Source organism: Luteolibacter sp., from assembly GCF_058122085.1.
Genome location: NZ_JBIKBQ010000119.1, coordinates 1 through 12,160 on the forward strand (window position 1 = coordinate 1; position 12,160 = coordinate 12,160).

Here is a 12,160-nt window from a genome sequence, read left to right on the forward strand (position 1 = left end):
CTTGCGCCGCTGCCTGCATCCCTGTCTGTTTACTCATGGTGTTGGTTGATTTGAAACGTTTGTTCAAACAGGCGATGTCGGAACATCGCCCGATCAACCAGCACCAATCGATTTTAACATTTTAACAGAAAAAAATCCTCTTCCCGCGCCCGCACCGGTCTGCTGGCCATTCTGCAGCCAGTTGCAAAAACGCGCCGCGTCGAACCAGCTCACGTAGGTGATCGGCTTGTTCGCGCTGCCAGGATTCACCGAGTAGGTGAAAGTGCCGGAGGAACCACTGCGGCTGATGCCGTTGATGTAGCTCGTGGTCATGGACGCGCTGTAAAGCCCGTAGCTGTCCGTCTTGGCCGCCGCATTGAGGAACTCGGCATACTGCGAGATGGTCGTCTCGTTCTTCGCGATCTTGTAGGCGTACGCCACCGCGCCGTAGACGCTGCCGGTCGCCGCGTCGTTCGCGTTGTTGATGTTGCCGACGAGCACCGAGTCGATCGTGACGGCAAAGCCCGGCGTGACGAGGGAGATGCCAGCCAGAACGGCCAGACTGAGGGTGGAATTGATGGGGAGTTTCATGGGGAGGAAAAACTGACGCCCGATGGAAGGGCAGAACAGGTGCCGGAAGGCAAATGAATTCATGCCTCAAATGAATGCGCGATGCAAACTGGCGATGGAAGAGCTGCCAAGTGATCGAGGCGGAAATGCGTCAAGTTGGGGACGGATCGTAAAAATAGTGGTCTCCGCTTGCCTCGCCGCCGCTCCTGCTTACCTTGCGCCGCCCATGCCCCTGCCCGACCCCAGTCTCGAACCCGCCATCCGCGACCCGAAAAAACTCCGCAATACCGCCTTCATCCTCGTCGGCATCATGTTGCTCGGCGGGTGGCTGGTGCTCAAAGCCTACGAAGGGTGGTCCGCCAGCCAGGCCAAGGACGACCGCCCGGCCATCATCTACCGCATCACCCCGGAGCGGGATTTGCGGATGCTTCGCCAAGACGGCAAGACAGTGGATCTCGTCGAGCTGCGGGGCAAGGTCATCGCCGTCAACGTCTTCAGTTTGCGTGACCCGGAAATCGCCGCGCGCAGCATGGCGGTCATGAAGCGGCTCGCCGAATCGCGTGCCGCAAACCCGGATTTCCACCTCGTCTCGCTCGTCATCGACCCCCTCCCCGCGGAAAAACTCCTCGCCACCCTCACCGAGACCGCAGCCACCCACGGGATGAAACTGCCGCAGTGGTGGCTCGGCGGCAACGAGCCGAAAACCCTCCACAAGTTCATCAAGAACGAACTCAAGGCCACCACCTATCCGAACGAAAATGCCGGCAAGTGGGACTACGACGCGGCCATCGTCCTGATCGATAAGAACGGCCACATCCGCCGCGCCGTGGTGCCACAGAAACAAGGCGGCCCGCCGTTCATCGCCACCTTCGACTTCGAGCAAGCCGCAGCCTGGGACGCGAAGGGAGCCAAAACCGGCACCGCCAATACCAACGCCGAAGAACTCGAAGTCCTGCTCAACCAAACCATCGACAAACTACTCGCGGAACCCTTCAAAAACTGATGAAACGCAACACCACCATCGCCCTCTTCTACACTGGTGTCGCCGCCGTCTCCGTCGGCATCATCAGCCTCGCCATGTGGCTGCGGCCGGGGCTGAACACGCCCTATCAGGCCCCTGTCGTCGTCAACTCCGGCAAGGACACCGCGCCGCAGTGGTTTGAAATCGGCAAGGATCTGGCCGCCGTCAACCAGGACAACCAACCGGTGAAACTCTCCGACCTGCGCGGCAAGGTCTGGATCGCCGCCGAGTTCTTCGCGATCTGCCCGCACTGCGCCGTCCGCAACGGCGAGGAGCTGCGGAAACTCTACGACGAGTTCGGCAAGCACCCGGATTTCCACATCACCTGCATCTCCGTGGACCCGGAAAACGACAAGCAGGAGAAGCTCGCCGACTACGCGAAAGCCCTCAGCGCCGAGACGAAAAACTGGTGGTTCCTCAACGCCGGAGACGCCAAGACCACCCACGAGTATCTCGAAAAGGAACTCAAGTTCTTCGGCATCCGCGAGCGCACCGACCCGCTCGACATCGAGGCCAACGGCAAATACGCGCACGACCTCGGCTTCATCCTGGTGGACCGCGATTTCAAGGTCATCGGCAAATGGCCGCTCGCCGACGCCCGCTCGGAGGAAGGCAAGAAGCTCGACCCGAATCTCTACCAGAAGCTCAAGGACGAGCTGTTCGGCCGCATCCGCGCGGAGCTTGAGAAAAACGAAACACCCGGCATCTGATGAGCGACGAACGCAAGCAATGGCTCACCCGCCCGCCGCAGGAAGAGCTCTCGAAGAAACTCGGCCTCGCCGCGTGGCTCCTATCCGCCGCCGTGCTGCTGCTCGTGGTGGTGATGCAGAAGGTCAAGCTGCCGCTGCCGGAAGGCTGGTCCACCGCCTTCCTGCCGCCGATCCACGCGGGGATCAACGCCGTCGCCGCCGTGGTGCTGCTTGTCTCCGTGATCTTCATCAAGCTCGGCAATGTCCGGATGCACCGCGCGACCATGGTCTTCGCCATGTTTCTCTCGGTGTTGTTCCTACTTTCCTACGTCGCCTATCACATGACCAACGACCCGACGCGCTACGGCGGCACGGGCGCGATGCGCACGGTCTATTTCCTCCTGCTCATCACCCACATCGTCTCCGCGGCGGTGAGCCTGCCGTTCATCCTCTTCACCTTCATCGCCGGCTGGACCAACCGCTTCGCCGCGCACCGCAAGCTCGCCCGCTGGGTGTTCCCGCTGTGGCTCTACGTCGCCGTCACCGGCCCGGTCTGTTACTGGATGCTGAAGCCGTATTATTGAGGCTTCTCTTCGCACGTAGTCCAGCCCTTCAGGGCGTCTTCGCGCCGCATGAAGACGCCCTGAAGAGCTGGACTACATACGAAGACTCACAGCTCACCGCCGGTAGAGCGTGTCGCTCCGGCGGTTGTTATACGGGGTGATGTCCTGCGCCATCGCTCCGAAATCCAGGGTGGAGCTGACTTGGACCGCCTCGTTCTTCGGCAGGCCGCCGAGCCGGACGGGCATGTAAAAGGTTTGCACGGCTCCGGGCGCGAGGGTCGTCGCGTTGAATCGCCGGCTGCCTACGGGCGTGGTGATTTCAACGAGCGTGTTGACGAGCATCGTGGTGCCGCGGTTTTGCACGGTGACTTGGATTTCATCGTTGCCGGCCGGATCGTCGGATTTCAGAATCCGCTGGTGGGTGATGGCGGCATCCACGATTCCCGGAATGCCGCGGCTCATGACGCGGCCCATGTCGATGATGCCGACGCCGTATTCGGAATCCGGCCCCGGAATGCCGGCCTCGTTCGAGTGGTTCATGACGATTTCCGCAGCCTGACTGGCGCTCATCGTGACACCATCGCCGCTGGACATGGTCGCGGCGATGGCCCCGGCGACGATGGGCGCGCTGGCCGAGGTTCCGCTGATCCGGGCATAGCGGTTTCCCGGCCAAGCCACGTTGAGCGCGTGGCCGGGCGCGGTGACGGAGAGATAGGTTCCGTAGTTGGAAAACTCGAGGTGCTCGCCGCGCGCGTCCACGGCGCCGACGCTGATCACGCTCGGATAGGCCGCCGGATAGGAGGCGTCGGCCTGCTCGGAATTACCCGATGCCGCGACGATCAGGACCTGCCGCTCGTGGGCGTAGAGCACGGCATCCTCGATGAGCGGGTTGTTCTCGGTGGTGCCCATCGAGATGTTGATGATCTGCGCGCCGGCGTCGATGGCGGCGAGGATGCCGGCGGCGAGCGCGAAGGAGTCGGCTTTTCCGGACTCGTCGGCGATCCGGATGGAAATGATTTCCGCCGCGGGGGCGACTCCGGGCGCGGACGCGTCGTTGCCCGCGATCAGCGAGGCGACCGCCGTGCCGTGGCCGCGGGTCTTGCTCAAGTCCCGCGGGAAAGGTTTGATTGCGATGGATTTCACCAGCCCCGGCAGCGCGGGATGCGGGACGACGCCGGTGTCGAGAACCGCGATTCTCACCCCGGCTCCCCACTGGGAATTGTCGGAGGTGATCCCGAGCCACGGCAGCAGTCCGTCGCCGAATCCGACGAGCCCGTCCTGATAGCCGCCGCCAACCGGAGTCGGGGCGGGCACGGAGGGCAGCGAATCGTAGGCGATGATGTTTTCCCCGGCCAGCAGGTCGGAGAGATCCGACCACTCGTCGTAGCCGAGGCGGACGGCTTTGAGCGGATCCAGCCGTCCTATCAGGCGGGTCTTGCCGCCGCCCTCGAGCGCGAACAGAAAGTCGCCGTAAGTTTCCTCCGAGGGAAAACGCAGGATCACCTCACCCGGCTCGCTGCTGGCGAAAATCTCCACGGTCGTGCCATCCCGGAACGCGTCGCGGACGAGGTGTTTCCCGGGCCGAAAAGCCTTCGACCTGGCAGCCGCGGAAACTTCCCGAAGCGGTCGCTCCGACTGGCGGAGCGCCTGGGCTTCCCCGACCTGCCAGAACGCCCACCACCCGAGAAGGCCGCAGAACGCGACAATCCCGAAGGTGATGACAGGCCGGAAATTTCGTTTCATGGATCAGTCTGGAGCGGGAGAAGCAAATGGGTTTCAAAGGAATCAGCAACCCGGATGAAATTGCCGCAGGCATTCCATTCCACAAAAACCGCGGGATGGAAAGCAGGAATCCGAAAGCAGGAATCCGATCCGGAGGGCAACCTCCCGGCGTAACGAGCCTACACGAGGGATACATCCTCGAGAAAAAGGACGGGGACCTTCCTTGCCCGTTCCGAAATTCCATTTTCCGTTTCCGGGCGATGCCGGAAAGCAGCCAGTCCGCGCTTGTGGCAATCAACGCTTCGCGGCATCGGCTTCGATCCAGCTCCAGAGGCTGGCGAGGCCGGATTTCACGGCTTCCTTGGCGGCGGCCAGATCGCCGCCGGGCGCTTTTTTCCCGAACAGGTAGAACTTGATCTTCGGCTCGGTGCCGGACGGGCGGACGGCGAAGGAGCGGCCGTCTTCGAGATCGACGAAGAGCATTTTCTCCTTCGGCAGCAGGTCGCCCTCCTGGTCGAAGAGATCCTGCTTGGCGAAATCCCGGACGCGCAGGACGGCGGAGCCACCGACTTCGGTCGGCGGGTTCTCGGCGTAGGAATTCGCGAGCGCCGCGATTTTTGCCGCGCCGTCCGCGCCTTCCATGACCAGCGACTTGCCGATTTCCAGATAGTAGCCGTATTCGGTGTAAACGTCGTCCATCAGCTCCGGCAGCGTCTTGCCGACGGATTTCGCGTAGGCGGCGACTTCCGCGAACATCAGCGCGGCGCCGTTCGCATCCTTGTCGCGGACGGCGTCGGAGCCGAGGTAGCCGTAGCTTTCCTCGCCGCCGAAGACGAAGAAGCGCGAGTATTCCAGCCGCAGCGCGCGGGTCTGGGCCTGGCTGAGCGAGCGGTAGTCGCCCTTCTTGTCGGCGGGGATGGCCTCCTCGTATTTCCGGAGTTTGCCGGCGATGTATTTGAATCCGGTGAGCGTGTCCACGATGCCCACGCCGAAGCCATCGGCGATGGCGTGCTGGAGCTCGGTGGTGACGTAGGTCTTGATGAGCACCGCGCGGTTGCGGTTGGCGTTGGTGAGCCAGCCGAGTTCGAAGCAGGTTTTCAGGCGATACCAGGCCATCAGCGAGCCGATCTGATTACCGGTTAGCAGGACCATTTTCCCGGCGGCGTCGCGGACCGCCACGCCCATGCGGTCGGCGTCCGGGTCGGTGCCGATGACGATTTCCGCGCCGGATTGCTCGGCGAGGTCGATGGCCATTTTGAGGGCCGGGCCGTTCTCCGGGTTCGGCGATTCCACGGTGGGGAAACGGCCGTCCTGCACGTCCTGCTCGGGCACGGTGAGCACCTCGAAGCCGAACTCGCGGAGCATCGGCACGTTGATGTGGCCGCCGGTGCCGTGGAGGTTGGTGAAGACGATCTTGGTGGAAGCACCGTCTAGCAGCGACGGTTTGAGCAGCAGGGTCTTGAGGAGGGCGACGTAACGGGCGTCCATTTCCGCACCGAGGACGGTGATGCTGCCGCGCTCGGACTCGGGCAGGATTTCATAACGCTCGCTGGTGATGGCGTTCACCTCCCTGACGATGGCGTCGGCGTGGGGATCGACGATCTGCGCGCCGTCGTTGAAGTAGGCTTTGAAGCCGTTGTCGTGCGCCGGGTTGTGGCTGGCGGTGAGGACCACGCCGCCGTCGGCGCGGAGTTCGCGCACGGCGAAGGAGAGCTGTGGAGTCGAGCGCGCGCCTTCGAACAGATAGGCGTCGCAGCCGAGATCCGAGCAGGTCTTGGCGCAGAATTCCGCGAAGTCGCGCGAGAAGTGGCGGGTGTCGTGGGCGAAGACGAGCACCGGCCTGCGGTCCGGTCCGGCGAACTGTTTCGCGTAGGTGATCAGTCCGCGGACGGCGCGGCTGAGGTTGTAGAAATTCATCGTCGCGGTGCCGACGCAGGGATGCTCGGGACGGCCGTTCGGTCCGCCGGCGCCTTGCTCGGCCTTGGTCACCACGCGGCCGATCGTCCGTCCGCGCAGGCCGCCGGTGCCGAAGGCGAGGGTTTTGAAAAAGCGGTCGTTGAGTTCTTCCCACGCTCCGGCGTCCACCAGTTCCTGCACCGCCAGCGGCGCGATCGCGCTCGTCGTGCCATCGAGCAGAGCGGTGATGTTGGATTGGGCGGATTCAAGCAGGCTGCCATTGGCGACCGCGACGGAGAGGGATTCGGAGAGAGAGCTCATTTCGAGCGGGATCGTAGGAGAAATCAGGAGCATGGCAACCCCGTCGATATCCGATTCCCCCCCCCTCCCGGCCGGGCCTCGAATTTAATTCCGTGTCACGGGCGGCGCAGGCGGCCTATGGTCCGCGCATGCCGTTCAGCAACTTGGGACTTGGGAAAGAAATTCTCCGCGCCATTCAGAAAGCAGGTTACGCCCGCCCGACTCCGGTCCAGACGGCGGCCATTCCCAAGGTGATGCAGGGGCACGACCTGATCGCCATCGCCCAGACCGGCACCGGCAAGACCGCGGCCTTCGTGCTGCCGATGCTGCACCGCCTTTCGCTGTCCTATCGGCAGGGCCAGTCGCGTGTCACCAAGGCGCTCATCCTCGCCCCCACCCGCGAACTTGCCGTCCAGATCATGGAAAACGTCCGGACTTACGGCAGCGGCCTGCCCATCCGCGTGGCCGCCATTTTCGGCGGCGTGGAGGAGGAGGCGCAGATCAAATCCGTGCACAAGGGCGTGGACATGATCGTCGCCACGCCGGGACGTTTGATCGATCTAATCGGCCGCCAGAAGCTCGATTTCAGCGCGCTTGAAGTGCTCGTCCTCGACGAGGCGGACCGCATGCTTCACATGGGTTTCCTGCCGGACATCGAGACCATCGCCGGCTATCTGCCGAAGCGCCGGCAAACCCTGATGTTCTCCGCGACGTTTCCCAAAGAGGTCGAGTCCCTCGCACGCCGCTTCCAATATCAGCCCAAGATGGTCCAGATCGGAAGCCGGTCTAATGCGGCGGACACCGTGACGCAGTGCGTCTATGAGCTGCCCGCGCATTTGAAAAAAGAGATGCTTTTGGAACTGCTCCGGCAGCCAACGTTCACCCGCGTCCTCGTCTTCGTCCGGATGAAGGACGGCGCGAACCTGCTCACGAATTTCCTCAAGCTCGCCGGCGTGAAAGTCGCCCGCCTGCACTCCAGCCGCTCCCAGGAGCAGCGGCTCAAGGCACTCCAGGATTTCAAGGACGGCAAAGTCCAGGTCCTCGTCGCCACCGACATCGTCGCGCGCGGCATCGACATCGACGGCGTCTCGCAGGTGGTGAACTTCGATTTCCCGGTTAACGCCGAGGACTACGTCCACCGCATCGGCCGCACCGGCCGGGCGGAGGCGGCGGGCGAGGCGATCAGCTTCGTGCCCAAGGGCGACCTCAACCTGCTAGGCATGATCGAGCTCTCCATCGGCCAGCGCCTCGAGCGGAAACGCCTGCGGGGTTTCGACTACCACGCCACCACCCCCGCTCCCGCGCCCGGCGAGGCCCCGGCGAAGCGCGACTGGCGGAAACGCACCCGCGAGATGGACGCGAAGAAGACGGCCAAGCCCGAGGCGCGCGCCACGAAAAAGCCAGCCGCCAAGCGCGGGAAGAAATAGATCGTTTGCCAATATTCATTGCTGAAACCTCCTGCCGCTTGTGCCACCGGGATATTGTCCGGAGTTCGCGCTTTAGCGTGCGGCGGTCTCTCAGGGAGGTAGTTCCAAATCCCCCCGCGCAGCGTGCCAGATGCGCAGGATTGAGAGCTTCATGGCATCATCATCGATTTCAAAAACGATCCGATAAGGGGGAACGATCAGTTCCCGCAAGCACTCCTCCCGATATTCCGGCACGATTCGGCCAATCCTCGGGAAGCTTTGAAGGGATTCGACCTTGGACACGATCAAATCGCCGAAACGTCCCGCCACCTGCCGGTCATCCCGCGCGATGTAGCGGACGAGGTCCCGCAGATCGGAGAGCGCGATTTCCGACCAGACTATTTGGAAAGCCATCCGCTCAAAAGGTTGCGGACTTCCTCGTGGGGGACAACCTCTCCGCGCCGGACTTCCTCGCGGGCTTTTTCGATGGCGGCAAGGAAGTGAATGCGTTCCTCGATTTCATGCCAAGTGGCACCGTCGGGCAGATCCTTGATGGTTTCCATCGCCAATTCTTTCGTGGACATGAGAGGAAAGTAAGTGATGCCGGATGCTGATTCAAGTCCGCAAAAAACGGGAATTTCCGTCGATGGGCCGCGGCAGGGTAAAGGTTGAAATCATGAACGGGAGAGCGATAGCGAACTCTGCCGAAACCGGCAAAGCCGCAAAACGCCTGGACGCAGTCAAAAGCTGAAACGCTGAAATCCAAGAGGCGTCTCACAGGTGGTTTTTCGGCCGCTCGCCGCCAATGATTCAATACCCCTGCAAGTCGAGTTGATCGCCGCTGAGGATCTTCACGCGTTTCCCCATCTTCTTCTGGATGACTTTGAAATGGTCCATTTCCTCGGGGCGGATGAGTGGAATAAATTCCTTTTCTTGTCAGTTTCTCAAAATAGTGCTTTCTTCCCCCAGACAACAAACCACCGGCCCTTGCGGACCGATGGCTTGAGTTCCCAAGTCGCTGTTCTGATTTTGTTCTCTTCCAGGAGTGAATCAGACAGCGGCTTCTTCATTTCCAGCGGGCGGGCCGCCGCCCGCCTTGGCGCGCCGGGTCAGGCCGCTGCGGCGCTCGCTGAACGGCACGAAGCCCATCGCGCGATACAGCGGGCTGTCCTCGCCGTATTCCGGATGGCTTTGCACGCCCTTTACTAAGTTGCGCAACAGTGTGGCCAGGGACTTCAGCTTGTCGTCGCGCGTTTTCACGGCGGCCGAGCGGGCTTGGTCCCTGATCTTCAAATCCTTGTTGGACTCTTGCAACCCCGCTAGGGCGGCTTCCAGATCAACGAGGGGCTTTCCCGCAAACACGGCTTCAGGAGCTTGCTCCTTCCACACGAGACTGATATCTTCGGCCTTTCTGCCAGGCCGACGGCGTTTGGTGGATGTAGTTTTGTTAGCCATATAGGTAACTGCTACGGGTGAAAACCCGGACGGTGCTCCCGGATCCGCACTCGCGGTCGGGCCATACCGGGCATTCGGTCTTCCAAACCGGAGGGCTGCGTGGAGTCCTTCGCCTGGGAAAATGATTGGAACGGCTCGCCGAGCCGCCCGTGGAATTGGTCTTCAAAGGGTGCGTGGTTCATCGGTCAGCTTTCCTCTGCGATTCCAAAGAGTGTTCTCACCTGGTTGTAGCCCACCAGCGTGCGGTGAATGCGGTAGTCGTTCGCCTCGCGGCGCAGGCGCCCGGCAATCACCGCCGGATCGACGCACAGGCGCTTGGCTGCGGCGCGGATCTCCGCGGCATATTGCAGGTGCCGCACCTGCTCGCTCCACGGGCCCGGCGGGATCAGCGTGTCCAGCGCGAAGCGGTCCGCCTCGGTCTCGATCACTCCGGTCTTCTTCCGGTCGATGTCCACATCGAGCATCACCGGATTCTCGGGCGAGAGGTGCTTCAGCACGTGGCCGAGCTCGTGGAAGAGGGTGAACCAGAAATTGTCCAAACGGTCATGCCGAAGCGTCAGCCCGATCACCGGCCGGTCGTCGGTGCCGAGCATCGCCGCACCGTCCAGATGGGTTTGATCGAGATGCTGCTCGATGACCACCGCGATGCCCTTGTCCTCCAGCGCCACGCAGGCCTGCTGGGGCCCATTTGGCAGAAAGCTCAGCCCGGCCAGCCAGCGCAGGAAAGTTTCGTCCAGCGCCTCGCGGTCGTAGGCGGGCAGGTTCTTCTTTTCCTCCGCCGCCCGCACCAGCACCCGTTGCTGCCAGGCTTCCAGCGCGTGCGGGTTGATCTTCGACTTTTCTCCGCCCCCCTGGCGGCAGAGGGCCAGTTCCCGCCGCACGCCGGAGCCGCGCGGGTAGAGGTCTTGCAACAACCCTGCACGGTCTTTGCTGTGACTTTTCCAGTCGTTGGAATATTTGGGAAAATAACCGCGACCATACATCTGCTTCATCGGATAATTCTTGGGATCGTACGCGCCATCCGCGCCGGGAGCCGGCGCGGATGGTTCGGGTTCGGGTGGTTTGCCGCCGAGCAGCGAATCGCTGGGGATGCCCCATTCGTCACGCAGGCGGCGGATCATCTCGGTGGTGAGCCCGCGCTTGTCATTCATGATTTCACTGGCCCGGCTCGCGCCGCCCACCAGTCTGGCGAGGTCTTTCTGTTTGTAGCCCATCTGTTCCATGCGGAACTTGATGGCTTCCAGCGGGGTGGGTGGTGCAACGGGTTGGGTTTCCTTTTCATATTTTTCGCATAGGACGATCAGGACCTCCATTTCGTCCTGTTGGGATTCCGTCAGGTGCTCGCCTCGCACGGCAAGCTGCCGGATGCGCTCAAGCGCATCGGCGTGTTGCTCGGGAGTTTTGAGTAATTTCATGGTGTGGGGATGTCGTTTTCTTTTTTGTTTATTTGGACTGGGGCAGGGAAATTCGGCGGCGGTGGGACGTCCGGGACGTGGCGGGTGACGGCGCGATGCAGAGTAACATCAGCAGGCGCATCTTGAAAAAGACCATGGCACTGACTCCCGTGCCATCGGCGGCAAGCGGAAAATGCGCCTCATCCTCGCCCGTCCGGCTGGCCGCGGGGTAATGTTTTTGCAGCTCCTCCCAACTGCCCCAGGTGCCTTGGTTCGCCTCGCCGAGCCATGCGCGGAAACCCGCCTCGCATTGCTGTTCCGCGTCGCCTCTCAACTCATCCGTAAGTCCTATGACCTTCATGGACATGGACCCTGCCCGCGCCCCGCCCGTCCGTCAACCAGAAAGTTACATATTTTGTACAAACAGGAAAATAAGATTTCACAACAGGTAATCCCGCGGCGGGACCGCCTTGTCCTCACGATTGATAGTCAATGACCTGCGCGCCACACCCGCCGCGCCGCACGGGACCTCCCGAATGCGTGTCACAAGCCTTGTGACGCGTGTCGAAACCCGCGTTACGCGATGTCAGAACCCGCGTTACGCGATGTCAGAACCCGCGTTACGCGATGTCAGAACCGGCGTCACGCGATGTACGGACCCCCGTTACGCGTGGAACGATTGCTTGTTCCCGATGTACGGACCCCCGTTACGCGTGGAACGGGTGCTTGTTCCCGATGTACGGACCCCCGTTACGCGTGGAACGAGTGCCTGTGCACGATGTCAGACACCCCGTTACACCATGTCCGGGCACTTGTGCGCCGGGTAACGTTCACCCGGCGAGGAGGGAAGGCACCGCTTCCTAGCCCCCGCACAAGAGGTAACGCGGTCCTGACATCGCGCATGGACTGCGATTGACGACCCCATAAGGAGACATCACACTCCTGTGGTGCAGGCGGCTGCGAAGCCATTGTAAAGCGTAAAGCTCTTCCCAATGACCAGCATCCGCCCTCCGACCGGAGTGCCGCAGCTCCTCTTTTCATGAAATCACTTTGGCGGACCCGAAAGTTCGACCACGGAGGGGCTAAACTAAGCTGGTGTGGTGGGGCGCGGGAAAGAGATAGGTGATCATGGATTGGGGATCAAGGTTGGAGTGGCGAGGGACTC

12 protein-coding genes are annotated in these 12,160 nt (G+C 62.1%); 4 read left to right on the forward strand and 8 right to left on the reverse strand.

Annotated features, from left to right (window positions below):
* Positions 1-93 precede the first annotated feature (93 nt).
* Positions 94-570, reverse strand: a complete 477-nt coding sequence (locus AC4DF4_RS15615) for an SUMF1/EgtB/PvdO family nonheme iron enzyme (RefSeq protein ID WP_490049041.1) — start codon at positions 568-570, stop codon at positions 94-96.
* Positions 571-775: 205 nt separating this feature from the next.
* Here AC4DF4_RS15615 and AC4DF4_RS15620 point away from each other — a divergent pair, with 205 nt between their 5' ends.
* Genes AC4DF4_RS15620 through AC4DF4_RS15630 form a run of 3 tightly spaced genes read left to right on the forward strand, consistent with a single transcriptional unit; the run spans position 776 to position 2,843 of the window.
* Entirely contained in the window at positions 776-1,552 is a 777-nt protein-coding gene (locus tag AC4DF4_RS15620; protein WP_490049042.1) for an SCO family protein, read from the forward strand.
* Positions 1,552-2,280, forward strand: coding sequence for an SCO family protein (locus tag AC4DF4_RS15625; protein ID WP_490049043.1), 729 nt, complete (start codon positions 1,552-1,554; stop codon positions 2,278-2,280). The genes AC4DF4_RS15620 and AC4DF4_RS15625 overlap by 1 nt, the downstream gene beginning before the upstream one ends.
* The gene (locus AC4DF4_RS15630; RefSeq protein WP_490049044.1) at positions 2,280-2,843 is read left to right on the forward strand and encodes a DUF420 domain-containing protein; all 564 of its coding nucleotides are present in this window, start codon (positions 2,280-2,282) and stop codon (positions 2,841-2,843) included. Before AC4DF4_RS15625 ends, AC4DF4_RS15630 begins: the two co-directional genes overlap by 1 nt.
* A gap of 93 nt (positions 2,844-2,936) precedes the next feature.
* On the opposite strand, the gene AC4DF4_RS15635 is transcribed toward AC4DF4_RS15630, so the two are convergent.
* Both AC4DF4_RS15635 and AC4DF4_RS15640 read right to left on the reverse strand, forming a co-directional pair.
* Positions 2,937-4,565: a S8 family peptidase gene (locus tag AC4DF4_RS15635; protein WP_490049045.1), complete on the reverse strand. Its 1,629-nt coding sequence runs from the start codon at positions 4,563-4,565 to the stop codon at positions 2,937-2,939.
* A 273-nt stretch (positions 4,566-4,838) separates the two neighbouring features.
* Entirely contained in the window at positions 4,839-6,761 is a 1,923-nt protein-coding gene (locus AC4DF4_RS15640) for a phospho-sugar mutase (RefSeq protein WP_490049046.1), read from the reverse strand.
* A 128-nt stretch (positions 6,762-6,889) separates the two neighbouring features.
* On the opposite strand from AC4DF4_RS15640, the gene AC4DF4_RS15645 reads away from it, so the two are divergent.
* On the forward strand, positions 6,890-8,167 hold the full coding sequence (locus tag AC4DF4_RS15645) for a DEAD/DEAH box helicase (RefSeq protein WP_490049047.1): 1,278 nt from the start codon (positions 6,890-6,892) through the stop codon (positions 8,165-8,167).
* A 90-nt stretch (positions 8,168-8,257) separates the two neighbouring features.
* Here AC4DF4_RS15645 and AC4DF4_RS15650 read toward each other — a convergent pair whose 3' ends face one another.
* The 5 genes from AC4DF4_RS15650 to AC4DF4_RS15670 all read right to left on the reverse strand — a co-directional run bounded on the left by AC4DF4_RS15650 (position 8,258) and on the right by AC4DF4_RS15670 (position 11,356).
* A complete protein-coding gene (locus AC4DF4_RS15650) occupies positions 8,258-8,560 on the reverse strand; it encodes a type II toxin-antitoxin system RelE/ParE family toxin (protein ID WP_490049048.1) in 303 nt (100 codons plus the stop codon).
* Complete coding sequence (locus AC4DF4_RS15655; protein ID WP_490049049.1) at positions 8,545-8,730, reverse strand: hypothetical protein; 186 nt, start codon at positions 8,728-8,730, stop codon at positions 8,545-8,547. The genes AC4DF4_RS15650 and AC4DF4_RS15655 overlap by 16 nt, the downstream gene beginning before the upstream one ends.
* A gap of 466 nt (positions 8,731-9,196) precedes the next feature.
* Positions 9,197-9,535, reverse strand: coding sequence for a hypothetical protein (locus AC4DF4_RS15660; RefSeq protein WP_490049050.1), 339 nt, complete (start codon positions 9,533-9,535; stop codon positions 9,197-9,199).
* 251 nt (positions 9,536-9,786) lie between these two features.
* Positions 9,787-11,016, reverse strand: a complete 1,230-nt coding sequence (locus tag AC4DF4_RS15665) for an ImmA/IrrE family metallo-endopeptidase (protein WP_490049051.1) — start codon at positions 11,014-11,016, stop codon at positions 9,787-9,789.
* Between the two features lie 28 nt (positions 11,017-11,044).
* Complete coding sequence (locus tag AC4DF4_RS15670) at positions 11,045-11,356, reverse strand: hypothetical protein (protein ID WP_490049052.1); 312 nt, start codon at positions 11,354-11,356, stop codon at positions 11,045-11,047.
* Positions 11,357-12,160 lie beyond the last annotated feature (804 nt).

Excerpts from the sequence above, each read along its gene's own strand:
- AC4DF4_RS15670 (WP_490049052.1), bottom strand. The coding sequence starts at position 11,356 with ATGAAGGTCATAGGACTTACGGATGAGTTGAGAGGCGACGCGGAACAG.
- AC4DF4_RS15645 (WP_490049047.1), top strand. The coding sequence starts at position 6,890 with ATGCCGTTCAGCAACTTGGGACTTGGGAAAGAAATTCTCCGCGCCATT.
- AC4DF4_RS15655 (WP_490049049.1), bottom strand. The coding sequence starts at position 8,730 with ATGTCCACGAAAGAATTGGCGATGGAAACCATCAAGGATCTGCCCGAC.
- AC4DF4_RS15615 (WP_490049041.1), bottom strand. The coding sequence starts at position 570 with ATGAAACTCCCCATCAATTCCACCCTCAGTCTGGCCGTTCTGGCTGGC.
- AC4DF4_RS15630 (WP_490049044.1), top strand. The coding sequence starts at position 2,280 with ATGAGCGACGAACGCAAGCAATGGCTCACCCGCCCGCCGCAGGAAGAG.
- AC4DF4_RS15625 (WP_490049043.1), top strand. The coding sequence starts at position 1,552 with ATGAAACGCAACACCACCATCGCCCTCTTCTACACTGGTGTCGCCGCC.
- AC4DF4_RS15640 (WP_490049046.1), bottom strand. The coding sequence starts at position 6,761 with ATGAGCTCTCTCTCCGAATCCCTCTCCGTCGCGGTCGCCAATGGCAGC.
- AC4DF4_RS15665 (WP_490049051.1), bottom strand. The coding sequence starts at position 11,016 with ATGAAATTACTCAAAACTCCCGAGCAACACGCCGATGCGCTTGAGCGC.
- AC4DF4_RS15620 (WP_490049042.1), top strand. The coding sequence starts at position 776 with ATGCCCCTGCCCGACCCCAGTCTCGAACCCGCCATCCGCGACCCGAAA.
- AC4DF4_RS15635 (WP_490049045.1), bottom strand. The coding sequence starts at position 4,565 with ATGAAACGAAATTTCCGGCCTGTCATCACCTTCGGGATTGTCGCGTTC.
- AC4DF4_RS15650 (WP_490049048.1), bottom strand. The coding sequence starts at position 8,560 with ATGGCTTTCCAAATAGTCTGGTCGGAAATCGCGCTCTCCGATCTGCGG.